The organism is Diaphorobacter sp. B2A2W2 (assembly GCF_056730635.1).
This window is the reverse complement of the sequence record NZ_JBWZOR010000003.1, coordinates 215432-239663: the sequence shown is the minus strand read 5'-3', so window position 1 is coordinate 239663 and position 24232 is coordinate 215432. Positions and strand designations below refer to the sequence as shown.

The 24232-nt window shown below is 60.7% G+C and carries 20 protein-coding genes; 2 read left to right on the top strand and 18 right to left on the bottom strand.

Features of this window, described 5'->3' with window-relative positions; genetic code table 11:
• The first annotated feature begins 6 nt into the window (after positions 1-6).
• Positions 7-3825 (top strand): methyltransferase domain-containing protein, encoded by a 3819-nt coding sequence (locus AC1PPL_RS07200; protein WP_479972983.1) that lies wholly within the window; start codon positions 7-9, stop codon positions 3823-3825.
• A gap of 104 nt (positions 3826-3929) precedes the next feature.
• Here the strand turns inward: AC1PPL_RS07200 and AC1PPL_RS07195 are convergent, their stop codons facing one another.
• The 18 genes from AC1PPL_RS07195 to gspE all read right to left on the bottom strand — a co-directional run bounded on the left by AC1PPL_RS07195 (position 3930) and on the right by gspE (position 22216).
• Entirely contained in the window at positions 3930-4787 is an 858-nt protein-coding gene (locus tag AC1PPL_RS07195) for a class I SAM-dependent methyltransferase (protein ID WP_312300816.1), read from the bottom strand.
• Positions 4788-4814: 27 nt separating this feature from the next.
• On the bottom strand, positions 4815-5708 hold the full coding sequence (locus tag AC1PPL_RS07190; RefSeq protein WP_479972982.1) for a class I SAM-dependent methyltransferase: 894 nt from the start codon (positions 5706-5708) through the stop codon (positions 4815-4817).
• A gap of 18 nt (positions 5709-5726) precedes the next feature.
• Positions 5727-7037: an ABC transporter ATP-binding protein gene (locus AC1PPL_RS07185; RefSeq protein WP_479972981.1), complete on the bottom strand. Its 1311-nt coding sequence runs from the start codon at positions 7035-7037 to the stop codon at positions 5727-5729.
• Positions 7034-7837: an ABC transporter permease gene (locus tag AC1PPL_RS07180; RefSeq protein WP_479972980.1), complete on the bottom strand. Its 804-nt coding sequence runs from the start codon at positions 7835-7837 to the stop codon at positions 7034-7036. The genes AC1PPL_RS07185 and AC1PPL_RS07180 overlap by 4 nt, the downstream gene beginning before the upstream one ends.
• 80 nt (positions 7838-7917) lie before the next feature.
• Positions 7918-8832, bottom strand: coding sequence for a peptidylprolyl isomerase (locus AC1PPL_RS07175; protein ID WP_479972979.1), 915 nt, complete (start codon positions 8830-8832; stop codon positions 7918-7920).
• A 95-nt stretch (positions 8833-8927) separates the two neighbouring features.
• Complete coding sequence (locus tag AC1PPL_RS07170) at positions 8928-10625, bottom strand: cell surface protein (RefSeq protein WP_479972978.1); 1698 nt, start codon at positions 10623-10625, stop codon at positions 8928-8930.
• Positions 10626-10815: 190 nt separating this feature from the next.
• Positions 10816-11235 (bottom strand): hypothetical protein, encoded by a 420-nt coding sequence (locus AC1PPL_RS07165; RefSeq protein ID WP_479972977.1) that lies wholly within the window; start codon positions 11233-11235, stop codon positions 10816-10818.
• Positions 11236-11272: 37 nt separating this feature from the next.
• On the bottom strand, positions 11273-13702 hold the full coding sequence (gspD, locus tag AC1PPL_RS07160; protein ID WP_479972976.1) for a type II secretion system secretin GspD: 2430 nt from the start codon (positions 13700-13702) through the stop codon (positions 11273-11275).
• 52 nt (positions 13703-13754) lie between these two features.
• Positions 13755-14429, bottom strand: a complete 675-nt coding sequence (locus tag AC1PPL_RS07155; protein ID WP_454536187.1) for a hypothetical protein — start codon at positions 14427-14429, stop codon at positions 13755-13757.
• The gene (gene gspM / locus AC1PPL_RS07150) at positions 14426-14986 is read right to left on the bottom strand and encodes a type II secretion system protein GspM (protein WP_479972975.1); all 561 of its coding nucleotides are present in this window, start codon (positions 14984-14986) and stop codon (positions 14426-14428) included. Before gspM ends, AC1PPL_RS07155 begins: the two co-directional genes overlap by 4 nt.
• Positions 14983-16299 carry a PilN domain-containing protein gene (locus AC1PPL_RS07145; protein ID WP_479972974.1) on the bottom strand — a complete coding sequence of 439 codons (1317 nt, stop codon included), beginning with the start codon at positions 16297-16299 and terminating at the stop codon, positions 14983-14985. The genes gspM and AC1PPL_RS07145 overlap by 4 nt, the downstream gene beginning before the upstream one ends.
• Before the next feature lie 6 nt (positions 16300-16305).
• On the bottom strand, positions 16306-17124 hold the full coding sequence (locus AC1PPL_RS07140) for a type II secretion system protein GspK (protein WP_313560370.1): 819 nt from the start codon (positions 17122-17124) through the stop codon (positions 16306-16308).
• A 44-nt stretch (positions 17125-17168) separates the two neighbouring features.
• Entirely contained in the window at positions 17169-17846 is a 678-nt protein-coding gene (locus AC1PPL_RS07135; RefSeq protein ID WP_424295275.1) for a prepilin-type N-terminal cleavage/methylation domain-containing protein, read from the bottom strand.
• Between the two features lie 17 nt (positions 17847-17863).
• Positions 17864-18268 carry a type IV pilus modification PilV family protein gene (locus AC1PPL_RS07130; protein WP_312564021.1) on the bottom strand — a complete coding sequence of 135 codons (405 nt, stop codon included), beginning with the start codon at positions 18266-18268 and terminating at the stop codon, positions 17864-17866.
• Entirely contained in the window at positions 18265-18711 is a 447-nt protein-coding gene (locus AC1PPL_RS07125) for a GspH/FimT family pseudopilin (RefSeq protein WP_312300774.1), read from the bottom strand. The genes AC1PPL_RS07130 and AC1PPL_RS07125 overlap by 4 nt, the downstream gene beginning before the upstream one ends.
• Positions 18712-18743: 32 nt before the next feature.
• Positions 18744-19199, bottom strand: a complete 456-nt coding sequence (gene gspG, locus AC1PPL_RS07120) for a type II secretion system major pseudopilin GspG (RefSeq protein ID WP_123674930.1) — start codon at positions 19197-19199, stop codon at positions 18744-18746.
• 28 nt (positions 19200-19227) lie between these two features.
• Complete coding sequence (locus AC1PPL_RS07115) at positions 19228-20484, bottom strand: type II secretion system F family protein (protein WP_479972973.1); 1257 nt, start codon at positions 20482-20484, stop codon at positions 19228-19230.
• On the bottom strand, positions 20477-22216 hold the full coding sequence (gene gspE, locus AC1PPL_RS07110) for a type II secretion system ATPase GspE (protein WP_123674928.1): 1740 nt from the start codon (positions 22214-22216) through the stop codon (positions 20477-20479). Before gspE ends, AC1PPL_RS07115 begins: the two co-directional genes overlap by 8 nt.
• 143 nt (positions 22217-22359) lie before the next feature.
• On the opposite strand from gspE, the gene AC1PPL_RS07105 reads away from it, so the two are divergent.
• Positions 22360-24231 carry a hypothetical protein gene (locus AC1PPL_RS07105; protein ID WP_479972972.1) on the top strand — a complete coding sequence of 624 codons (1872 nt, stop codon included), beginning with the start codon at positions 22360-22362 and terminating at the stop codon, positions 24229-24231.
• Position 24232: the final 1 nt, after the last annotated feature.

The window sequence follows — 24232 nt, the reverse complement described above, 5'->3', positions numbered from 1 at the left end:
CTGGGGATGACACAGAACATCGAGGATTTGCACGTATATCTGCGCAGCATCCGCCCGGACGAGCGCACCTCTCTTTCCGTATTGGCCGGTCTGGTGCATGAGGGCGCCACCGTATTGGATTTGGGCTGCGGCAGCGGTGCGCTGGGCCAATATCTGTATGAAACCCATCAATGCATCTGCGATGGCCTGACCTGGAGCGAGGCCGAGGCGGCCCACGCCCGCCCTCATTACCGCCAAGTGGTGGTAGACGACTTGGAAACCTGTAACCTTCTTACAACTTTTACGACAAAGCACTACGACTACATCGTGTGCGCCGACGTGCTGGAACACCTGCGCGCCCCCGAGCGTGTGCTGGCTGCCTGTCGCGAGTTGCTCAAACCCAGTGGCGGGTTGCTAATCTCGGTACCCAACGCGGGCTATGCGGGCCTGGTGGCCGAGTTGCTGCAGGGCGAGTTTCGCTACCGTGAAGAGGGGTTGCTGGACCGCACTCACTTGCGTTTCTTCACACGCCGCTCACTCGCGCGCTTCCTGGGCGATCAGGCGTGGGCCCTGGACAGCCTGGATACGATCCGCCGCGAAATGCCCGAGTCCGAATTCCAGGCTGCATTCGATCAACTCCCGCCAGCCGTTGCGCGTTATCTGCTGGGCGCGCCCGATGCACTCGCTTACCAGTTCATTGGCGTGGCACACCCCGCAGCGCAACCGGTCACCGCAGACCAATCTGGGCCGCCCGATGCCGATCCCGTCCACGCGCTGTTCACTGCGCAGCTCTACTTCGGTCATGCCGGCCAGTACGCCGAGGACCGCAAGCTCACAGCCACCGGCATCATCGGCCGCGAACGCCAAGCCCTGCAGTTCGTGCTGCCCGCGACCGGCGTGCCCATATCCCACCTGCGGCTGGACCCCGCTGACCGGCCAGGCTTCCTACATCTGTATGGCCTGGCCCTGCAAGGGCCCCAGGGCGAAACGATCTGGTCCTGGGATGCAGCCAGCGCCATCGAACCCCTGCTCGACAGCACGGCACATAGCCAGATCGTCTGGCAGGCCCCGCTGGCCGCGGCTGCGCCAGCCACACTGCTCCTGCTGACGGGCGAGGACCCCTGGCTCCAACTGCCCATTCCGCAAGACGTGCTGGCGACCGGCGCACAAGCCGGCGCCATGTTGACAGTGGAATGCGGCTGGCCGATGTCGGCCGATTACCTGGCACTGTCCAGCACGGTCCAACCCCTCCAGGCCAAAATCACCCGCATCGAAGCCCAGGCACATGCCATGCAAGGGCAACTGGAAGGCCAGTTGGGCGAAGCCCGCCATTCCCTAGAGGTAGCACAGGCCGCCAATCAGGAACTTGCCAGCACCAACACCGTATTGATGCAACAGCGCTCCGATCTCAAAGATGAGTCGGCGCAGTTCCAGCGTAACGCCACCCGTCTGCAGTACGAGCTCACTCAGTTGCAGCGAGATTTTGGAGAGCTGGCCAACCACCTGAAAACCATCGAAAGCTCCACCGTGTTCCGTGCGACCCGTCCCATCGTTCACGCCAAGATGCGCCTGGACCGCCTGCTGGGCCGCGCGCCCCGCCATGCGGCTGCCTCCACAGAACGGGTGCCCCAGCCACTGCCGCCCACCGCGCATCCAGTGGACATCATCGTGCCGGTCTACCGGGGCCTGGCCGACACACGGCTGTGCATCGATTCCGTGCTGGCCAGCCCCGTACGCACGCCGTATCGGCTGATCGTCATCAACGACTGCAGCCCCGAGCCCGAAGTCACCGCCTGGCTGCGCGAACGTGCCATTCAGGACGAACGCATCACCCTGCTCGAGAACGTGGAGAACCTCGGCTTCGTAGGCACCGTCAACCGGGGCATGGCCCTGAATGAAGACAACGATGTGCTGCTGCTCAACAGCGACACCGAGGTCGCCAATGACTGGCTCGATCGCATTCGCGCCGCTGCCTATGGCGACAGCAAGGTAGCGTCCGTCACCCCGTTCTCCACCAATGCCACCATCTGCAGCTACCCGCAATTCTGCAAGGACAACGCCCTCCCTCCGGGCTACGACACGGCCCGCATGGATGCGCTGTGTGCGCGCACGAACCCCGGCGCGGTCGTGGATGTGCCCACGGGAGTGGGCTTTTGCATGTACATCCGCCGTGACAGCCTGCGCGATGTGGGCCTGTTCGATACCGAAAACTTCGGCAAGGGCTATGGCGAGGAGAACGACTTCTGCCAGCGCGCCATCCGCAAGGGTTGGCGCAACCTGCATCTGCTCGACACCTTCGTGCTGCACACGGGCGGTGTGAGCTTTGGCGACAGCAAGAGCCCGCGCGAGCGCGCGGCCATGGAAACGCTGGCACGCCTGCACCCCGGCTATGCGCGGGATGTCCACGCCTTTGTCCAGACAGACCCGGCCCGCCCCTACCGCCTGGCGCTGGACGTGGCCCGCATTCGGGACGCAGGCCTGCCCGTGGTGCTGGCCGTGCTGCACGACCGCGCGGGAGGTACCGTGCGCCATGTGCGCGAGCTGGCCGCTCACCTCGCGGACCAAGCGCAGTTCCTCACACTCACCCCGGCGCCTGGCCACAGCGTCCTGCTGCGCATGGCCGGAGAGAACGAGGGCTTCGAACTCGCCTTCCGGCTGCCCGAGCAGTACGACGACCTGATCGACGTGCTGCGCCGGCTCGGTGTGCGGCATGTGCACTTCCATCACCTGCTCGGACACGGACAGGCGATCCGCGATCTGCCTCATCTGCTGGATGTGCCCTACGATTTCACCGCGCACGACTATTACAGCTACTGCACCCACATCTCGATGACTGGCAGCGACAACCGCTATGTGGGCGAACTGGCACCCGGGCAGTGCAAATGCTGCCCACCGGACATGGCGGCGCCGCTCCATGGCACCGTCGCGCAATGGCGCGGTGCCAATGCGCGGCTGCTCACCGGTGCGCGCCACGTATTGGCACCCAGCCACGACACGGCCCGCCGCATTTCCGGCTTCGCTCCGGCGGCAAGCGTGCACGCCGTGCCGCACACCGACGTGCCCACGAACGCCGCGCTACCCGCGCCAGCGCCGGCACCTCTGCAGCCGGGCGCACCGCTGAGGATCGCGGTGATCGGTGCCCTGAGCGCCATCAAGGGCGCCGATGTGCTGGAAGCCGCCGCCCTGGAGGCGGCGCGGCGCAATGCCCCCATAGAGTTCCACCTGCTCGGTTTTGCCTACCGCCATCTGCAAACCCAGCCGCGCGCACGCTTGACAGTGCACGGCGCCTATGAAGAGCAGGATCTGCCCGGCCTGCTCGCATGGCTGCAGCCCGATCTGGTTTGGTTCCCCGCCCAATGGCCCGAAACCTACAGCTACACGCTGAGCGCCGCACTGCTGGCCGGTTTGCCCGTGGCAGTGCCGAACCTGGGCGCCTTTGCCGAACGCATCGCCGGGCGGCCCTGGAGCTGGGTGTACGACTGGGAGCTGGACGGCAAGGGTTGGGTGGACGCTTTCACTACCCTGCACACGCAGCACTTCTCCACCGCCAATGCCCCAGTGCCAGGAGATGCGCAGCCCGGGACGGAAATCCCGTCCACAGAGGACGACTGGACTTACCGCCGCAATTACCTGACCGGACTGGCGCCCGCCGCACCGGCGGATACGCCCGGCCTCGACCATGCAGCCCTGCTGGCCTACCTGCCCAAGCCGACGCCCGCCGACGCCGCAAAATCCGGCTTGCTGGGTGCGGTCGTCTATCTGCGCTCCCTGCCCGTGCTACGTGGCGTGGCGCGCCGCATCCCCGCGCACTGGCAGCGGCAGGTCAAGAATTGGCTCAGAGCTTGATGTGAAAAACAGGAGCTTATGGCGCTTGCCATACGGTGATTTCACATGGAAATCAATCTGAAATCACCGTATATCAAGCGCGAGCAGCTCTTTAATTCATAGCATCACTTGCTCAACAGCAGAAATATCTCATTGTTGAGCAACCAATCCTGCGGGTAGCGACCGCGCAGGGACTGCGGGACTTCCATGTCCAGATGGCGGCGCTCCTGTCGCACGACATGAAAGCCCACATCGGTGGTGGCCTCCACCAGCTCATCGGCCGTGAGCCGGTTGAGCGCGCGGTATTCGTTGAAGACGAACTTCTTGTACCCGTCCACACCGAAGTCGGCAAAGCCGAAGTCCACCTCGGCCGCGTCGATCGGCCCCTCATGGGCCTCGATGATCTTCCACAGCTCTTCTTCACTGGCCAGCAGGTGGTGCCAGGGAACGTCGTCATACCGGCGCAGGTGCGAGCCGAAAGGGGAATAGAACAACGGTTCGATCTGAATGAAGAAGTAGCCTCCCGGGCGTAGGCAGGCATACAGATCCCGCAGGATCGGTGTCAGCTGCTCGCGCTGCACATGCTCGAAAGTGGACCAGCTCATAATGCCATCCACTCCCGCATGGCGCTGGGCCAGTGAGGCTCCGGAACGAATGGTCTCAAAGCTCAGAGCAGCCGGCAGCCGTTGCATTCCCAACTGCTCACGTGCAATGCGCGGCAGCTTGGCATATTCCTGACGGATGTCCACACCATGGATCGCCGTCGCGCCGTGCCGCAGAACGAGCGCCAGATCCGTGATCCCGTCGCCGCAGCCAAAATTCAGCAGACGCGCCGTGGGGAGATCCAACACCCCCCCCACCCAATGGTTCACGACGTCCGCTGCATACTCAAAATGCGCGCGAAACCATTCGTCGGTGATCTTCCCGGCATCCCACCGAGACACCCCAAACAGCCATTCCTGCCAATGGTTTAACGTTCTCATGTCGACGCCCCGCTCATTGATGCAGACTCATCGTTTGCGCAGCACATAGGCGTCCTGGTGGTTCCAGAAGTGCACTGGCACTTGGTGCACCAGCGCGCCAAGGCCCCACGTCTTCTCGATCTGCGCCAACACGAACGGTTCGGCCGTAAAGGCAGTGCCATACTCGTGCACGTCAATTGCCTGTGATTCGCTGGAGGGGGCGAAGAAGTATCCGTCGTCCTCCAACGTCACATGGTCGAAATCGGCCGCCTTCTGCCCATGGGTACTGAACACCAGCACACCTCCTGGAGCTACTGCACCATGCAAAGCCTGGAGCCAACGTGTCCACGTATGGCGCGGCAGATGACTGAAAAGCGACAGGACGAACACCAGGTCATATTGACGGGGCCATTGCACGTCCTCGGGAACGCTGGCCGATGGGAACCCCTGCACGCCGAAGGTGGCGCGGGAAAAATCCACCGCATCCGCCACCACGTCGGAGACTGTGACACGCGAAGCCCCCAGCGCCTTCACCAAGTGCCGGGTGAAACGGCCATGGCCACTGGCAAATTCCAGCACATGGTTCATCTTCAGCAGGGGCTGGTCCACCGCCTCCAGCAGCACCAGTAGCTCCGACAGCGTGCGCCATCCATCGGCAAAATAGTCCCTCAGCGGATTCATGCTGGAGGGATGGCCCGCAAAGAAACCGAAGATGTCGTCATGCGCCGAAATCCGGCATTCCAGGCCCATCATGTTGGTGAAGGACCCCACGAGGCCGTGCTGCTCGATCAATGCGTGCGCCTGCAGCACCACGTCCTTTTCCGCCCGCGCTCGCGCCAGTACCTGGGCCGCTCCGGTACGGTCTCCCCGCGCCAGCAGCTCCCGGCCTTCTTGTAGCAGTGCCTGCCCAGAACTGGGCGCGTTGTCATGTTGTGAACTCATAGCTATGTGGCGCTTGCATCAGCTCCAGTGGTGCGGCAAGCGAACGAGCCCCGGCAAGGGCTTTGGGAAAATGAATCGGAAATGCAGGAACTGGAACCACTCGTCATAAACCGCGAGTCCCGTCTCATCGAACAGAAATGCGCTGATGACGTAGTCGCCGCTGTGCAGCGGCAGATCAGGAAATGTCAATATCGAGCGCCACGTTCCATCCGGCAACTGCTCGGGAGTGGCGCCATCTTCATGCGTCGCCAAAGATGTGATTCCCACGCCCTTGGATTGCTCGATCATGAAACCAATATGCGGCCGCTCGTCCCCCCGCCCCCGCACGGTAATGGTGACCACCAGATCCTGGCTGTGCAGAACGGCCGGTTGATCTCCTTCGGGTGTACCCAAATCCTTGACGTCCACCGACAAGATGCAAGCGTCGCCGCGTTCGACCGCGGCCACCGGTGATTCTGACGCGGGGCCGCTCGGTTCTCCCGACGTGGCGTTCGCATCCGACCCCTGTGCATACGGAATGGGCTCAGGCGCCTCCTCGCCGTGCAGCACGTCCTGCGCCTGCCGCTGGCGCGTGTGCAGATCATAGGCGGCCAGCACCGGCTCCGTGGGCCCCATCTGCACCACCTGCCCGGCCCGCAGCCACAAGGCTGCGTCACACAAATGACGAATGTGATAAGGACTATGGGAACAGAACAGAATGGTGCAGCCATTGTTGCGGAAGGCCATGATGCGCTCGATGCATTTCTTCTGGAAATGCTGGTCGCCCACGGCCAATGCCTCATCAATGATCAAAACGTCTGGTTGAACCGCCGTGACCAGCGCAAACGCCAGTCGCACAGACATGCCCGACGAGTAGGTCTTCACCGGCCGGTCCAGTGCTTCACCCAGTTCGCAGAATTCGATAATCTCTGGCTCCAGGCGCGCCATTTCCGCCCGGTCGATCCCTATCAGGCTTCCGCCGAAGTACAGGTTGTCGCGCCCGCTGAAATCCGGATGGAACCCCGCGCCCAATTCCAGTATGGCCGTGACGCGGCCCACGCGCTCGATGCGCCCAGTGGACGGCTGCAACGTGCCCGCCAACAGCTTAAGCAACGAACTCTTGCCCGCGCCGTTGTCGCCAATGACCCCGATGCACTGCCCGCGTCGCAACTCGAACGAAACATCTCGCAGTGCCCAATGGCTCCGATGCGTGGCCTTGCCGGTCACCAGTGCCCGGAGGCGGGAGCGGGGCGATGGATACAGCTTGTACTCCTTGCTGACGCCGTCCACCCGCAACACCACTTGCGAGCCCAAGCCACCGCTGGGGCCACCCACACTCAAGTCCGTCATAGCCAATCCACCAATTGGTCGCGGCTGCGCGCGATGAGCGGATTCAGCGTCACCACCAGCAAAGCAAGCCACACGGCAGAGACCCACCATACGCTCGCTGGCGGCCACGTTCCCTGCAATAGCACCTGCTGATAGCCCTGCACGAGTGCCGTCATGGGATTGAGCCAAAGCACCCAGGCCCAGGCGTCAGGGAACATGCTCAGCGGAAACAGTATCGGCGAGAGATAAATGCCTACCGAGAGTAGAAAGCCTACAACCTGGACCGTATCCCGGAGGGCTGCTGCCAGAATAGCCAACATATAGCCCAACAACAGACACAACAGCAACTGCACTGCCAACAGCGCCGGAAGCGCCAGCGCGGGCCACTGGAATCGATGCAGCGGCATGTAGGCCAGCGCGACCAGAAGCAGCAACGGCCCATAGATGGCGGCACTTGCCAACACGGCCCGTGTCGTAAAGAGAATGGGGGGCAAAGGGTTTTTCTGCAACAACCCGCCCGCTTCGATCAGACTGTTCATCCCCCGGGAAACGGCGTCGCAAAAGGCCATCCACGGCAAGGCCCCCACGATCAAAAAGGTGCCCACGGCATGCGTAGGCGCCCCGGAACCCAGACGCATGGAGAACACGACGTCGAAGACCAAATAGTAGGCTGCAACGGTGAGCAACGGCTGCAGGTATGGCCACAGGATGCCGACTGCGGTTCCCGCATGGCGCGCAGCTACTTCTCGTCGGGTCATGACTCCAACGAGCGCACGTGCCCCCCAGACCGCACGCGCGTCATTCCACAAATAAGTCAGCATTCAGCAACCAGTGTGCAAACCAAGCAACCCGCGAAGTTAACACGCCTTGAAAGCCTGCACACCTGCTGCGAGCGACCTGGTTACTTGCCCACAGGGGTAGGAGCTGGCTTGGGCAGTGCGTCGTATCTGGCGGCTACGGCCTTAATAGCCTCTTCATTAATTTTCACACCTAGTTGCATTTTTTGCGCTTCCTCTACGCGTGCCTCCTGAATGGCCGCGTCGCGCACTTCTTTGATTAGGGCCTCACGCACCTCCTCGTAGGGGCGGATGCCGGCGGGGCGCCTGTCTTGCAACTGAATAATGTGATAGCCGAACTTGGATTGCACGACGCCGCTCAGATCCCCGAGGTTCTGCAGGCTGAATACAGCCGTTTCGAACTCTGGCACCATGCGCCCCTTGCCGAAGAAGCCCAGGTCACCTCCCTTTGCCGCCGAACCCTTGTCCGCCGAATGTTCGCGCGCGAGCTTGGCAAAATCACCGCCAGTCTTGAGCTCCACCAACAGCTTCTGAGCCTGCGCACGCTGCTCATCGCCCTCCCCGGCGATCAGAATATGGCGCGCGCGCACCTCTTCTTGCGTTTGAAAGCGCTCGGGCTTGGCCTTGTAGACATTGCGAGCCAAGCCTTCTGCGGCTTCAGCGCTGGGGGTGTGCGCCTTGTCCAGCTTGGCGAGATACGCGTCGGAGAGGACCTTATCTCGCGCAATGCGCAATGCGGCCTGCACGTCGGGATCCTTTGCCAACTTCTGCGCTTCCGCTGACTCAGCCATTGCGCGACGTGCATACAGATTGGTGGCGATCTGCGTCACAGTCTGCGGGCGAGCCAACACGATGCTGCGCATTTCAACAGGCATGCGCAGCGAGTCGGCCTGAATGTCCGCCTCTGTAATGGAGATGCGCGGCCCTTGGACCAGCGCCTGCTCTTCTGCGGATGCCACACCCGCCGCACATACCGCCGTCACGGCGGCACACAGAGGAAGAAGAAATGCTCGTGTCATGCTTGCGTTCATCGTCAATCTAAAAGGTAATAAAAAAAGGCGGGGTCTCCCCCGCCTTTTTGGATCGCGTCGCTGCGATTAAGTGCCCACGAGAATTAACGCGTGAAGCGGTGCGGCCAGGTGATACCGTACGTGCCGGACAGGCCAGCAGCCACTTGGGGGTTCGTCAGCTTGATGAACGAAGCACCCATCAGCGGCAGACCAAAGCCGGCATTGGTCGTTTGCACCACACCCCAACCATTGACGTAAGTACCGCTGGTCATTGTAGAACGTGCCACAGAAGAGGCCAGGACGGAGTTACCCAGATCCTTGAATGCCAGCACCGAAGCCTCGCCGCACAGCGAAACCACGGACTTCGCACCCGGAGTACGAGGAGAGAACACTGGGCCCGGCGTGCCCTTACCAGGCGTCGTCTCTTCACGATCCCAGAAGCGCTGGTCATCAGCCTTTACGCAGATATTGCCGGAACCGTTCGTAGCCAAAGACGTATTGCCAGCGAAGAACCATTCGTCTTGAGTAGCAGTCGCAGCAACAGACGCTGGGAGACCCACCAAGTTGGAGAACAAACGATAGGCAACGTTAGCATCTGTTGCGGGCGTGCTGGCATCAACAGCCGCATAGTTGGCCGCCACGCTATAACGCCGGGTGGGCATGGAGAACACCCAGTCGGTCTTAGCGGTGATCGATTCGTCGTTAGCATACTGGTTCGTCACCGAAGACACCGCCAGAGCTGTCGTAAGAGCGCTAGCTTGGTTCTTGGGAAGACCAAGGTCAGCGGGCAGATAAGGCGTGGACATGTCGGGCAGGTCATAGAAACCAGCCGCCACCGCGGGAGTGGTTCCAAAAGCCGAGCCGTCAGCCTTCACAGCATCCGTGCGCAACAGCGGGTCAGCCGTAAAAGTGTCAATCCCGGGAGTAGCAGGCACTGCGGAATCAATCTGCGGGAAATGCACGAAGTTTGCACGGCCCGTACCCCCCGTTGCAACCACAGCCGTGGATGCACCCGAGAACGTTGTAGTTTCTGGCACGTTGATAACGTACCAATCGCCCATCAAACCACCCGTGGGAGTGTTGAAGCCAGCGGCGGCCGCGTCGCCTTCAGTCGTGTAGTTCGTCAGAGCCACACCGAACAGGGTGGCTTCAGCAGCCGAGCCAGCCACCGAGCAAGGTGCCACGGCGTTCACGTGCTTGATTGCGGTGTACAGCGGCGAATTGGTGGCACCGGTCACACCCGCCACAGTCCACAGCTTCTCGGAAGGAATGTCGGCCATATTGAAGATTTCAACGTAGCCTTCGCGCGTGCCGTTGGCACGCTCTGCATCAGACTTAAGCGGATCAAGACGGCTCGTGGCAAAGGCCTGAGGCGTATTGTTACCCAGAGCAGGCACCGTGCAGGTGTTGTCCGCACTCTGAACCTGTGCGATGCCATCGGCACCAGCCGTCACGGCAGCGGTCCACACGTCGCCAGGCGACATGAAAACTTGGAAGTCCATCACGTCGTCGGAGTTGGCGGCACCACGGAAGCGCACCTTCACGGCCTTGCCATTCACGGTGTCGGTGTTCACCACATGCAACACGGTCATATTGCCGTTCTGAGCACTGTAGTAGGGCACCAACAGCATGTGACCAACGCCGCCTTCCGACAGCGACAGAGCAGTGGCGTCGGCCTGCTGCAGCGTAGTGGCACTGACGGTAGTGCCAGAGCCAACGATCACGTCAGCCGACGCAACGCCAGCAAAGCCCAGGCCACCAATCATGGCAGCAATGCTCAGGGCCAGAACATTCTTTTTCATACAAAAAACTCCAGTTGAAAAGTTGGTAAGCGCAACTACCACGATTGATTACGCTGGTTGATGGTAGCACAGCGCTTTGGGGACTCATCCAACAGATAGATCGTAAAAAATCTCTCTGTTGAAGAAACGCAACACCGATGTCAGAACGACTCTATGCAGCCTCCTCTGACGCCCAAGAACTGGTGCTCCATTACAGCTCCTGGTGTCGCCACCACTGACCGTCCTCGAGCAGCCAGATCTCGTCCACGTACGTGGTTACTGTACCCACATTCACCCCCATCAAAGCAGGCGTAGCGGTGAGTTTTATGCGTACGGAGCACTTTTCCGGCTCGCAGGTCACCTTGTGTGCTTCCCCAGCATTCACTGCCGCTCCCGAACCGAACTGGCGGCGAAACTGCTCTTGTGTACGCAGCTTGCGATATGACGGCGTGGAGAGCTCGTAGGCCTTGGCGTAATCTGCTGCCACCCTTGCCTTCCAATACTCGTTGGCACGACGTTCCACAATTTGCTCGGGCGAGCCGGCCAATGTTGCGCAGCCTGTCGCAAATAGCGAAAACGTAAAAACAACCGCAGCCATGCCCCAAGGGCGCTTGGGCGTTGACACACTCATGTGATCATCCTTCAACAACATAACGGAACACATTGATTCAATTGGGGGGTAAAGGTTGCACTACCGCAGAGGCAGCTTCGCCATTGGATTGTTTCTGCAATTGGTCCCGCATATCAACAGCGCGCAGCCCCTTCAGCCGATCGCGCAAGTCTTCACTCACCTCGCGAATGTCGATGTCGGTGCGAACGACACGCGGGGTGATCACAACGATCAATTCAGTGCGGTTGCCTATCTTGCTGTTTGTTCCAAACAGGTTGCCCACGATAGGAATGTCCTGCAGCAATGGCACCCCAGTTTTACCCGTCGTCGAGCTGTCCTTGATCAACCCCCCCAGCACAATCGCCTCTCCTGAACGGACGGCAACCTTGCTGCTGATCTGCCGCTGCATGAAGGCACGCTGACCGCTGACTTCGTCCTGCGCACCCACGTCAGTGACCGTCTGATCAATCTGCAATGAAACGATGTTGCCAGCGTTGACAGATGGAGTGACCATCAGGCTCACCCCCGTGTCCTTATATTGAATGGTACTGGTAGTGGCGCCCGTTGAGCTCTCCACATACCTCGTCTCGCTGGTCCTCACAGGCGTCTGGTCTCCGACGGCAATCGTCGCAGTGTGGTTGTCCAATACCATCAGAGATGGGTTAGAGATCATCTTCACCAACGACTTGGTCGCCAGCGCATTCAAAACTGCTTTGAGGCCGGCCGCATTGCGAAGCGTGTAAGAGAAACCCTGTCCTACGCCGCCCAACGCACCGTCCTTCAGACCGCTAATGACACCTCGCCCGGAGTACCCCCCTCCCACCCCGCCGTTGAAGGCCCATTGCAGGCCATACTCCAAGTCATCTTTCAACGAAACTTCCACGATGCTCGCGTCGATCAGCACTTGGGTTGGCGGCAGATCGAGCCGCTTCAGTGTGGATTCGATCTTGGTGTATTCCGCCTTGGTGCTCCATACCAGCACGGAGTTGTTCAGTTCGTCTGCCATGACCCGTATCGAGCCCAGCCCACCAGCGACGCCACCCCCTTGGATCTGCGTGCCGCCAATCACGTTTCTGGCCCCAAAAGCGTTGTTGGCACTATTGAGACCGATGCTTCCCGTAAGTCCGCCGCCAAAGCCCCCTTGACCCGAGCCAAAGGCGCCGTTGCTGCCATAGGCATTACTGCGGCCGAAGCCACCGGTATTTCCAAACACGGCTCCGCCTCCCACCTGCCCCGATGAATTGCCCATGGCATTGTTGAGTCCAGGAGCCACCCCACTGTTCGCCACAACAGGCGTACCACCGCCGCCAAATATGCCATTCAGCACGCTGGCCAGGTGCTTCGCATTTCCGTTCTGTACCTGATAGATATACAACTGAGGCTCCGCCCCGCCGTCACTGGGTTGGTCCAATTTTTCTATCCAACGCCGCGCCTCTTCCAGATAGGAGGCACGGGGTGTCACCACCAGAATGCTGTTGAGGCGTTCAATGGGCATGATACGCAGCGCGCCAAACAGCGGATTTCCCTCGCCCAGCATGGCCTGGGCGCTTCCGGCTGTACCAGGCGCCGCACCGGCTGCACCCTGGGTACCCGCCGCAGCCCCCCCGACAACGCCCGCACCACCAGGCGCACCAGTACCGCCACTCACCAAGCGCAATGCCGTTTCTACCTCTTGGATCGAGGCATGCTTGAGAGGAAAGACGCCCACCGACATGCCCTTGAGAAGATCGACATCAAAGGTGTTGATGATGTCCAGCCAGCCTTCTGCCTGGGTACGCGTGCCGGCCAGCACCAGCAGGTTGCGCACATTGTCCACACGTACGATGGCATCTGCTGACGCCATCGGGCGCAGAATGGATGCCATTTCGCCTGCCCCGATGTATTGCAGTGGAACCACAATGGCCCCATAGCCTGGTGGTAGCGGCCCACTGCCGACTTGGCGGATCGCACCGCCGATGCCCTTGAGCGTATCCGGTCGTCCTACGTGATAGGTACCCCGCGCGTCTCGCAGGAGTGCAAGGCCGTTGGCCTGCAAAGCGCTTTCCAGCAGGAAAACTGCCTGATCGGGAGGTATGGGAGTCCGTGTCGCCAGCGTCACCGTTCCGCTGAGCGGCGGATGCAGCACGTAGTCGGCTTTGAGAATATCTCCCAGAATCGTACGTACCACCTCGGCTACGGGCGCTTCTTCAAAGCTGAAGGACAAGGGGGCACCTTCGACGCGTTGCACCGGTTTAGCGGGCGCTATCACACGGTCGTTACCACGGATGTAGCGCGGCTCAGTCGCCTTTGTGTCGGCAGCCTCCTCATTGGACCGGGTTTGAGCGGGCTTATCAACGCTATCAGCCTCAGTAACGGAGCCTGTTGATGCGCTCGTCTGCGTTTTGGTTTGCGTGGCACCCGTCGAGCCAGGCACCATGGGCCCTTGTGCTGTAGCGATATGGCACACCGTCAGGGCGGCCACCGACAGAACATAGCGAGAGAGGGTCATATATCAAGGCCCGAGACTTTAGAAAGTTCAAAAAACACTAGCAACTAAACACCTACCGGCGACTACTGCGTCCGCCAAAAGATGCTCGCGGCGGTGTAGCCGCCCTGCCTGCCGGTTGGGGGGCGCCAGCGCTGTTGGCCTGTGGCGAACCACCTGGGTTCCCCGGCGCAACAGCGCGCTGTATCGCAGGCTGCGGCGATTGTGCAGATGCTGGTGCCGTCGCGAGACCTGTATAAGTGGTGACCGCGGCCCGAGGAAGCTGCAGAACACGGCTTTGCCCACCTCTAACAAAGGTCACATTGCGGCCCTGTATGGTTTTCAGCGTCCATCCGTCCACCGCTTCATTCAAGCGCGCACGGCGGTGCTTGCCGGCGATCTGAATGATGATGCCTCCTGCTCCTTCACCCACGAACACCCCCGAAAGACGGGCTGTGCTCAGATTGTCGGAAGGAGGCTCTTCCGCTGCTTGCGGCGGCGCAGGCGGCGGTGGCGGTTTGCGCGTAGCGGAAAATAGTGGGCGGTCCAACATGGCAATGAACTGGCTGGTATCGGCGGGCGCCACTCCTGGCACCGCCGGAAGCATGGCGGCAAAATCCGTGGTATGGGGTACCGGCGGCTTCCAGTGCACATCACGCAGCGAGCCATCTGCACCGATCCACAGCCAGGCCAGAAGCAAAGCCAATCCGCCATTCAGTGCCAGCAGAATGTACAGCGCATACCGCTTCATGAGCGCTCCCTCAACACGCTGAGGCTGAATTGCGCAGACAGCTTAGGCGCAATTTTGGGATTCTGGTTGGCGATCCCGCCCTGTACTTGCACCTCCAGCTCATTGATCACGATGACCGGCAGCTGGCTGCTTAATACAGCCAACGCACTCTGCACCGCCAGCAGTTCTCCTTCAGTACGCAGCGTCAGGGGGATGCGATCAAATCCTTTCTCCTCCTTCGCCGGGAGCACCTGGCTGCTTATGACTTGCAGGCCCGCGGCGCTGAAGATGTCCCGCACACGCTGCTGTGCCGAATTGCCCGTCTGATTGGCATCCTGCGTCGAGGGGTACACGAATTGCGTACGGGCAGCGCTGGCTTTGGCCTTGACCGTTTCAATCTCGGCGCGCTGTGCCTCCAATCCCAACAGACGGGCGTAGCGCGGTTCCAGCTGCTCCAGTTGCTGCTGCGCCCACTGGTGCTTGCCCACAACATACCAGCCCAGCAATGCCACAGGCAGCATGATCAGGGCCAGGGTGCCCATCAGGATAGCAACCTCACGGGAGGAGACTCGCTTCATGGAGCACTCCCGCTCGCGGCAACCGCAGGCGAAGAAGCAGGCGCCACGCGGCCACCGCCAAATGAGGCCCGACCTCCCCCGAACGTTGCTCCTCCTGCACGCGTACCAGCGCCCGACGTCATAGGCGCTGCGGCTTTGGATGCTGGCGCAACAGCCGCAGACGCAGCCCCCGCCGGAGCGACTGCTGCGCTGGAGGGCATGACGGGCGACGGTGCCACAGATCCATTAGATTTTGCAAGAGGGTCCGCCGACGTTGCACCTGAAAGCGGCCTATCCACGACGCCAAATTGTTGCGGATCAAGCATGAACTCGATCACAAAATTCTCCTTTGTTGCTCCTCCCAGACGCGTGGCGGCGCTGGGGGCCTTCACGTCCCGTAATCCAGGTTGGTCACCCAGCAGTTGCATCAGCGCTGACGCATTGGCCGTGACCCCCACAAGCGTCACCTTCAGGCCTTGCAGTTTGAAGCTCTGCACGGCCGTATCGTCCGGCAGTACCTGCGTCAGACGATCGAGAACTTTCAGCGGTTCGATCCGCCCAGACAGCACTTCGGACAAAGCTCCGATCGTCTCAATGGACTGCATGAGCCCTTCGCGCTCCTTGACCAGCGGGGCGGTGCGCCGGACAGCGTCTTGATAGGCCGCTGCAGCCTCCAAAGCGCGCATGCGAAGTTGCAGCGTCGGCGTGATTGCAATCACGCTCAGCAGCACCATAGCCAGCGCCAGTAGGCTATAGCCCGCGTTACGTTGGCGCTTGATATACGCCTTTCGCAAACCCTCCCCATAGCCTTCCAGTACCGTCGGCGGAGAAGAGAGGTTGCGCACCCAGACTTCTGGCTCTGCAACTCCTTCCAGCCGGGAAGACTGGCTTTCAAGGTAGAGACTAATCTGCCTGCGCGAAGCAAGGGCCAGCTCCACTCGGTGTCCGCCCTGCGATGGGGTTTGCACCCTATGCCCATAGACCAAATCTTGTGGCGCAAAAGGGCTGTTGGCCCTTGCCTCAAGTGCGACAGCACTCGCCACATCCGCCGCCGCCATGGCGGGCAAGATCATTTCCCGCCTCAGGACATACTCTTCCGGTAGTGCGACCGCCGTAAACCGAGCTGTCAAAAAGCCCGAGGACTGAGCGAATGAAGATTCGCCTCGCCATAGGGATTGCCCCTCCACCGGATGGAGCAGCACGACAGGAACTGCGGGCGTAAGCCAGGACAACAGCGGCCAGTCATGCATGCCCGACCATGTCTGGCGGATTTCACGCCATAGCGCATGAAGATCAATCCCCAGGAAACGGGCATCAGATGTGATGGATGGCATGGTGTCTTAGGATTTTTTTCGGCGCACAGGCTCGACACCGGAAGTAGTGCGGAAGGTATGCCATGGAGCGCCATCTTGCGTTCGAGCGCCAAAATCGACGCTGCGTGAAACGCGTACAACTGATCCATCGGCCATAGGCACCCGCGCCTGGATGCGCAATCGCCGCACAGTCACGCTATCAATGAAATTTGCATCCAGTGCGGAAGTATCCACTCCAACCTGGCCAGCCTCACGATTGGCGGCAATCTGTATCGCCGCGCCAGCATTTCCATTGGCAAGCACTGCCAGTACCTCAACAGGCGCGGCCATGGGATTGACTTTCCCTGAACCACGCAAGTCCGCAGTGAGAAGCGCGGCGAGTCTAGCATAGAGGTCATAGTCCACCCCAGGCACCCGCAGCAGATCTTCCTCCGCCTCGAATCGCTGTGGAGTTCCCTTGGCATCTCTGCGTTCGCGGGCATCCACGATGGCCTGCGCAATGGCCTGCGCTGTTGCGGGTGGCATCCCTCCGCCGACGGACAACAGACGTTCCAACAGCGGAATTCCCGCCGAATTGATGTCGATGAGGCCATTCAGGGGCATCGCCTGGACCTGCATCGACACCCCTTTGTAAACAACGTTCGTTTGAACCAGCTGCACCACAGGCTTGTTGCCCGCCACTATCGCCTGCAGTACCACCTGAATGGCAGCATCCCCCAGAGCCTGCGCTTGCACATCCTGTCGTGCGAGTGACATCAGGCGTGCTTCTTCGCGGATCGAGCGGGTCAGTCCCGTTGCGATGATGCTGAGGGCTGCGACCATCCACAGCACGGAGACAAGCGCCATCCCGCGGAGATGCATATGCGCATGATGGAAACGCGCATTAGTCACTATCGCCGCCCCCCCCCAAATACGGCACCGCCTGAAGCCGGATCGCTGCCCGGCATGGTGCGCATGGCGACCACGAATTCCGGCCACGGGCCAGAAACAGTCTGCAGGGAGATGATGACCCGCTGGGGGAGCCGATCAACCACAGACCACTGCTGCGTCCACACGGGAGGCTCTTCGGAGAAGTCGCCATATTGCATAGATAAGGCCGTGACACCCGTTACCAATGCATAGCTTGCAGCCTGGCCCCAGTTCGGCTGCACCGCAGCATCAACCCAAGGTACGTATTGCAGCATCAGCGTCCGGGTACCCCCCTCACCATCCATCAGCCCCAGGCGGAAATGGTAGCGCCCGCCTGCGCCATAGCGGGCGGGCATGACCCCCACCCACACCATTTCTCCAGAGCTTCCTGAAAAGAAAAACGGGCTGGCGTCGGCCGCAACCATGGCCCCCATCTTCTGTGCAGAGATCCGCCCCAGAACGGAGCGTAGGAAACCATTAGCAACGCGCAGTTCATCTGTCCGGTGCAGTCGCGCATCGACACGCTCCTCGGTTTGTGCAGTCGTTCTGAGCGCGGAACCCAGCGCTAGCATGATCAGCGAAAGCAAGGAGATCACGATCAGTAGCTCCACCAGCGTGAATCCCCCTTGGGGCTCACGACGCGGCAGGCACTCGAACACGGAGATCCTCTCTGCGTTCATGGCCTTCGCCCCGGCTCCGGCGGCTTACGCTGGGGACGCAATGTGCTCAGTTCAAAACTTCGAGCCCTCCCCCCGTCCGACCACGTGACGACAATACCGATTTCGTGCAGCGGAGGCACGGTGGGGCCTTCGACCCCCGTGAGAAAGGGTGCCGACACCACACGCCATTGGTAGCCTGCGGATTCTCCCGTCTGGTTCCAGCCCCGCTCAGGCACCGCATCTCGCATGGCAAGTAGAGATTCCGCAAGAACCACTGCGCGTTGGTACCGATCTACGTCGCCAACGCTGCGCATGCTGCCCCCCATCGCCCGGTAGAGCATGCCAAGGGACAACGCCATGATGGCAAATGCCACTAGCAGTTCCAGCAGGGTAAGGCCCCGCTGCCGCCAAAGCGCCTTCATTGGAATAAGGCTTCCCGCGTTACGCGGCCCGAAAGCCAGTCGACCCGTAGCCGCGTACCCACGCCTGGAGCCCGCAGTACTTCTATGCTCCCGCCCGTTGCTCCACCACTGGGCAGGAAGCGGATGGAAGCCTGGCCTTGGGGACCGATCTCACGTCCCGCAACGATGGCCCTCACCTGCAATGACTCCGGTAAGGGCTTGAGCGCGGCATCCACTCCATACATACGCTGACTCAGGTCCACGGAAAAACTAACCTCCCGACCTTCCGTCATGGCCGCCATCCGCGCTCCACGCATCTGGCTGAGCATGGTGCGCACAGCGTCACGGTACTGCGCAGCATCGCGAAGCCGGTCGAATGCCACAGGAACCAAGCCGATAACGAGCGCCATGATGGCAATGACCACCAGCAACTCGACCAGCGTGAAGCCGCGCGCGCGCCGCATGCGTCGTCGGGCAAGAGGAGAAACGCGGCCGCTTACTGCGCGTTGCGGATGTCGGCTGATTCGCCGTCTCCCCCCGGAGCACCATCAGCCCCCAAGGAGAGTATCTCAATGCCTCCATTGGGGCCTGGATTCGCGTAGCGATAGGGATGGCCCCATGGGTCGGAGGGTACGCCGCCCTTGAGATAGGGGCCCGTCCAGCCATTGGTCGAACCTGGCCGCTTGACCAGCGCTTCCAGTCCTTCTTCCGTAGTGGGGTAACGCCCCACATCCAGCTTGAAAAGTTCCAGCGACTTGTCGAGGTCGGCGATCTGCACGGCAGCCGTCTTCGATTTGGCCCCACCTAATTGGTTGAGCACCCGGGGCCCCACCAAACCGGCCAGCAGCGTAAGGATGGCCAGGACAACCAGCAGTTCGATCAGCGTAAAGCCGCTTGCAGACTTGCGGGACTTCAGCACGTCGGCAGTGCGGCATGCATGCGGTTGGTCCATGAAGGAAGACTCCTTGGATAAACGAAAATTATACGGCGAGGTCATTAATGGACAGTATCCCCAACAGGATAGAAACGATGATGGCGGCAATCAATACGCCCAGGACGAGGATGAGAACAGGCTCGACCAGCGTAAGCAATCGTTTGATGCCCGTTTCCACTTCCCGGTTCAATATATTGGACAGTTCGAGCATCATGGGACCTATGCGCCCAGTTTCCTCACCGACGCGGATGAGATTGATCGCCAAAGGTTCGAAGATGCCAGCGACGGAGATCGCCTGAACCACTTTCCCGCCCTCTTTCACGATAGGCACCACCTTCGCCAGGGCTTGCTGCAAGATGACGTTACTTACCGTCTCGGTAGCAATATGCAATGCCGTCAGCAGGGGGACTCCATTACCCAGCAGGGTTCCGAGCGAACGGGAAAACAATGTGAGCTGGTATTTCAGCGCCAGCGGCCCCATGAGCGGCATTTTGAGCAATCGCGCCTGCCACCAGTTCCGCCCGGCCGGCGAACGAAACCATCGTGCAAGGAGTGAGCCCAGCCCAAACAGCGCCACGGCGATGAGAAGCCCATAGCTCTTGAACGCATGGCCCAGCGCCATTACCCATTGTGTTGGTAACGGCAAGGCATCGCCCATGTCCGTAAACAGCTTCTCAAACTGTGGCACCACGAAACCCAACATGGCGATAAGCGACAGTACCGCAACCCCCAACAAGATAGCAGGGTAAATGGTGGCGGAGATAACGCTGTCACGCAGCGCGCGCTGTCGCTCCATATGCTCGACAAGGCGATCGAGCACGGCAGACATCTGGCCGCTGACCTCGCCGGAGCGCACCATATTGATGTAGAAATCACTGAATAGAGCCCGATGCTCGGCTAGTGCTCGCGATAAGGGAGTGCCACCTTTCACGCCATCCAGGACGCCCTGCACAAGCATGGCGACGCTGGGTTTGTGGCTCATATCGACGAGTACACGCAGGGCGTTGTCCAGCGCCAGGCCAGCGCGCAGCATGATGGCCAGTTCGGACGTAAGTGCCAGCACATCGGCGGCATTGACTGGGCCCTTGATTTGGCGAGCTTTATCGTGTCCCAGCAACGCCGTACCCGTAACGCCCTTGTTCACAGCGGCGCCTACAGTGATCGTATGAGCCTCTTCCATGCGCAGCGGCGTCAGCCCTTGCTCCCTCAACTGTCGCAGGGCAACCGCACCATTAGGCGCAGACAAACGCCCTTCCTCAACCTTGCCGGCTGCCGTGGCAGCCCTCCACACAAAATCAGGCATCGGACTGGTCCTGCGTCACGCGCGCCAGCTCATCCAACGAGGTGACGCCCCCTGCAACCTTGCGCAGTCCATCCTCATGCAAGCTCAGCATCCCGCTCTGCGATGCGAGCGCATGCAATGCATTGGCATCGCGGCCATCAATGATGGCTCGGCGCATCGGCTCGTCGAGCACAAACAATTCGTGGATGCCGGTGCGCCCCCGGTATCCCGTTTGGCGGCATTGATCACAGCCCACAGCGCGATAAATCGGGCGGCCCACTTCGGAAAAGCGCGATAAGCCCGAGCTTTCGCGAACGTGTTGACCAGGCTCATAGGGCTCCTTGCAGTGGCTGCACAACGTGCGCACCAAACGCTGGGCCAACACGCCATTGACAGAAGAGGTAATGAGGTAACTCTCGACGCCCATGTCCTGCATGCGGACCACGGCACCCGCCGCGGTATTGGTATGCAGGGTGGAGAGCACCAAGTGTCCCGTCAGTGCCGACTGCACGGCAATTTGCGCGGTTTCGCCGTCGCGCATTTCACCAATCATGATGATGTCAGGGTCCTGACGCAAAATTGAGCGCAGGGCATTAGCGAAGGTCAGGTTGATCTGGGGATGCACCTGTATCTGGTTGATTCCTTCAAGCTGATACTCAACCGGGTCCTCCACGGTGATGATCTTGTTGGCCTCCGAGTCGATCTTCGACAGCGCTGCGTACAGCGTGGTGGTCTTCCCAGAGCCGGTCGGCCCCGTTACAAGAAGAATACCGTGGGGCCGCGCCAGCAGTTCATTGAAGCGTGAGAGCGTATCCGGGGCAAAGCCCATAGTGTCGAGATTGAGGCGTACGCTGGCCCGATCCAACACCCGCATCACGACGCTTTCGCCGTGCACAGTGGGAACAGTGGAAACACGCAAGTCCAGCTCGCGTCCCTTCACGCGGGTTTTGATGCGCCCATCTTGTGGCAAACGGCGCTCGGCAATATCCAGATGTGCGAGCAATTTGACGCGCGAACTGACGGCGGCCGACAGGCGCGGCGGTACCAGTTCGCCACGATGGATCACCCCGTCCACGCGGTAACGCACATGCAAGCCGTCATCGAAGGGTTCCAGGTGAATATCCGATGCACGCAGATCGGTGACGCGGCCGATGATGCTGTTGACCAGTCGAATGACAGGCGCTTCGCTGGCCAGATCCTTGAGGTGCTCGACAAAATCGCCACCGTCAGCGCCATCACCAAAAAAGCCGTCGTCGTCCTCGTCCTGCGCTTCTTCGATGGGCTCTGCCAACGCCTTCTCGATGGCGCTCTCCAGAGCCAGATGCGGCACAACTTCCCGGCCGGTGGCGAGATGCAGGGCCTTGACGACAAAGGGATCCTGCGGCGTGGCCATGGCCACATGCAACGCGCCATCGCGCAGCGCCAGCGGAAACACATGGTTGGCCTGCAGGAAAGAAGGCAGCAGGCCCTCCACCTCGGGCATTAGTTCGGGAAAATCGTCCGCAGCAACGAAGGGAATGTCCAGCTGCCGAGAAAGGGCCTGAGCCACATCGATCTCGGACACCAATCCCAAGCGCACCAGCACCCGTCCCAGCAGCCCACCCATTTCCTGCTGAGCCAGCAGGGCGCGTTCAATGTCGCGGGCACTGACCTTGCCCTCCTGGACAAGTAATTCGCCCAACCTGGGACGCAGGGTCAATACCGTCTCCGCCGACACTGGGTCAGTGGTCTCTGTTACAGATGGAGTCGTCATGGGAAACAATGGGGCAAGCTTTGAAGTGTAGCCTGCGAGGCTCCTCGACCCTCTTCTGTATTCTTTATCTCAGCCACGGCAGGGGTTCATGACTGTCTTACAGTGACGCCCCATACCTGCGTCCGCAAGACCACCATAGTTCCATGCATCCGATGTCCAGTTCCCTCCACCGTTTAGCATTCTGCGCAGCCGGCCTCGCCGTCGCTGCATTGGGCATAGCGGGGGCGTTGTGGTTCCAGGAGACGGCGCAGTCGTCAGGCAAGGCGCGCGCCATGTTTCTGGCCCCCATGGTCGGAGTGATCGATGCCTGCATTGAACAGCCGCCTGCGCGTGGCACGGTGCCTGCCTCGCTGGCACGACGCTGCGTCGCTGACGAAGGCTCTGCTGGCGCGCTGGTAGAGGCATCCCTGCAATCCCTCTCACAAGCGGGAGCGCGAGCGACGAAATATGAAGTGGGCTACACGCTGCCAATTCCCTTGCTGAAACTGTTCCGGCAAGAGCCGACAGGCTGGGCAATTGACGATGCCATGGTGCAACGCCTGGTGAATACGGTGCGCGACGTACAGCGCCCGGTGATCATGTATTTATTCTCGACGCACTTCGAGGCACACGCCCCCATAGAGAACGAACTGGCGGGCGATGAGGCGAACATGGCACAGACCCGTGACGGTGCTCTCGGCACTGACAGCTACTACGACGACCATATCTATAACTGGAGCTTCGTTAGCACGCGCAATACCCTCACTGCACGTCGAGTTCAGGCTGTGCAGGCTGTGCTCAATGCAACGTGCCGGCTACCGGAACAAGACAGGGCAAAAATTCGCGGTGTGACGCTACTCGGCGAGTTGCACCATTTATTTCCGAACTTCCAGTCTGGCATGGGATTTGATGCCCCTTATCGCATCACCGACTACTCCTCGGCATCCGTACAAGGCTTTCGCGAATACCTGGCCCAGCGATTTCGCCGGATTGACCGGCTCAACCGGTTCCTGGGAAGTGACTATGCATCTTTCGACGATGTACACCCCCCATCCAAGGACATACGGACCGAACCGCTGAAACGCTTCACCGAACACATTGACGCCTTCGCACACGGCAGTCTGCCGATCTCTGGCTGGGCGCATATAAGCGATAGGACACCTGACTACACACCTCGAGTCCGTGTGTATCTCAATGGGGAGCTGCTTGGTCAGGCTTTTGTTGAACTGGGCCGTCAGGACGTGCTGGCGGCACGGCCTGAGTTGGGTGATGCCAATACCGGTTGGCGCCTGGACCTGGACTTTCGCAGGCTAACACCAGGCATGCACACGCTGAACCTGTTTCTGGAGAGCCGCCCCGGCCAGTTGGTCTCCATGGGCGCACGCCAGATCGCCGTCATGGATCGGCACCAGAGCACTCCGCAAGACCAGCCGCAGCAACCTCTCCCTTGGACTGCGCCTTCCCGCACTGCGCAGAACGCCACATTCCATATTGACTTTCCACGCGACCGTGCCGCGTTCTACTACAACCCCCTGGTTCCACTGTGGCACACGTTCCGTGCACAGCAGGTCACACGTTATCTCGCCTTCTTTGATGAACTCGTAGGTGAATCCTGCTTGGCTCCCGTGCCGCGCTACACACACCAGATCATTCCATTCACCAACCCCAGTTGGGACGCGACGCGCTTCGCTATCCAGGACTCGCTGCGCCCTCACGGCTCCATGCGGCTAGGGGTGAGCCTGTATGGCGAGCCGACCTACGGACGGTCCTTTGCCCATTGGCTGCGCCGCTCAGGCCAGTCGCGCTATGGCATCACAGAGTTCCACCCCCTCAAGGCTTTGGACCCCCAGGGGCTTGCCCAAGTTTTTGATACGCATGCGCAACAGGGCGCAGAGTTTCTGTCGTTCTTCCTCGAACCGGAATGGGAGGGGGAACGCGTGCCCCGGGGCCACAACATCTTTTCGTTCGATCCCCTGAACCCCCAGTTCGGTTCGGATGTACTCTACCGGTCGACGCAAGAGGCCTTGCGCCGATAGT

What these genes read in the sequence shown, in the direction of transcription:
- AC1PPL_RS07200 (WP_479972983.1), top strand. Translation starts at nt 7, where the DNA reads ATGACACAGAACATCGAGGATTTGCACGTATATCTGCGCAGCATCCGC.
- AC1PPL_RS07195 (WP_312300816.1), bottom strand. Translation starts at nt 4,787, where the DNA reads ATGAGAACGTTAAACCATTGGCAGGAATGGCTGTTTGGGGTGTCTCGG.
- AC1PPL_RS07190 (WP_479972982.1), bottom strand. Translation starts at nt 5,708, where the DNA reads ATGAGTTCACAACATGACAACGCGCCCAGTTCTGGGCAGGCACTGCTA.
- AC1PPL_RS07185 (WP_479972981.1), bottom strand. Translation starts at nt 7,037, where the DNA reads ATGACGGACTTGAGTGTGGGTGGCCCCAGCGGTGGCTTGGGCTCGCAA.
- AC1PPL_RS07180 (WP_479972980.1), bottom strand. Translation starts at nt 7,837, where the DNA reads ATGCTGACTTATTTGTGGAATGACGCGCGTGCGGTCTGGGGGGCACGT.
- AC1PPL_RS07175 (WP_479972979.1), bottom strand. Translation starts at nt 8,832, where the DNA reads ATGACACGAGCATTTCTTCTTCCTCTGTGTGCCGCCGTGACGGCGGTA.
- AC1PPL_RS07170 (WP_479972978.1), bottom strand. Translation starts at nt 10,625, where the DNA reads ATGAAAAAGAATGTTCTGGCCCTGAGCATTGCTGCCATGATTGGTGGC.
- AC1PPL_RS07165 (WP_479972977.1), bottom strand. Translation starts at nt 11,235, where the DNA reads ATGAGTGTGTCAACGCCCAAGCGCCCTTGGGGCATGGCTGCGGTTGTT.
- gspD (WP_479972976.1), bottom strand. Translation starts at nt 13,702, where the DNA reads ATGACCCTCTCTCGCTATGTTCTGTCGGTGGCCGCCCTGACGGTGTGC.
- AC1PPL_RS07155 (WP_454536187.1), bottom strand. Translation starts at nt 14,429, where the DNA reads ATGAAGCGGTATGCGCTGTACATTCTGCTGGCACTGAATGGCGGATTG.
- gspM (WP_479972975.1), bottom strand. Translation starts at nt 14,986, where the DNA reads ATGAAGCGAGTCTCCTCCCGTGAGGTTGCTATCCTGATGGGCACCCTG.
- AC1PPL_RS07145 (WP_479972974.1), bottom strand. Translation starts at nt 16,299, where the DNA reads ATGCCATCCATCACATCTGATGCCCGTTTCCTGGGGATTGATCTTCAT.
- AC1PPL_RS07140 (WP_313560370.1), bottom strand. Translation starts at nt 17,124, where the DNA reads ATGGCGCTTGTCTCCGTGCTGTGGATGGTCGCAGCCCTCAGCATCATC.
- AC1PPL_RS07130 (WP_312564021.1), bottom strand. Translation starts at nt 18,268, where the DNA reads ATGAAGGCGCTTTGGCGGCAGCGGGGCCTTACCCTGCTGGAACTGCTA.
- AC1PPL_RS07125 (WP_312300774.1), bottom strand. Translation starts at nt 18,711, where the DNA reads ATGCGGCGCGCGCGCGGCTTCACGCTGGTCGAGTTGCTGGTGGTCATT.
- gspG (WP_123674930.1), bottom strand. Translation starts at nt 19,199, where the DNA reads ATGGACCAACCGCATGCATGCCGCACTGCCGACGTGCTGAAGTCCCGC.
- AC1PPL_RS07115 (WP_479972973.1), bottom strand. Translation starts at nt 20,484, where the DNA reads ATGCCTGATTTTGTGTGGAGGGCTGCCACGGCAGCCGGCAAGGTTGAG.
- gspE (WP_123674928.1), bottom strand. Translation starts at nt 22,216, where the DNA reads ATGACGACTCCATCTGTAACAGAGACCACTGACCCAGTGTCGGCGGAG.
- AC1PPL_RS07105 (WP_479972972.1), top strand. Translation starts at nt 22,360, where the DNA reads ATGCATCCGATGTCCAGTTCCCTCCACCGTTTAGCATTCTGCGCAGCC.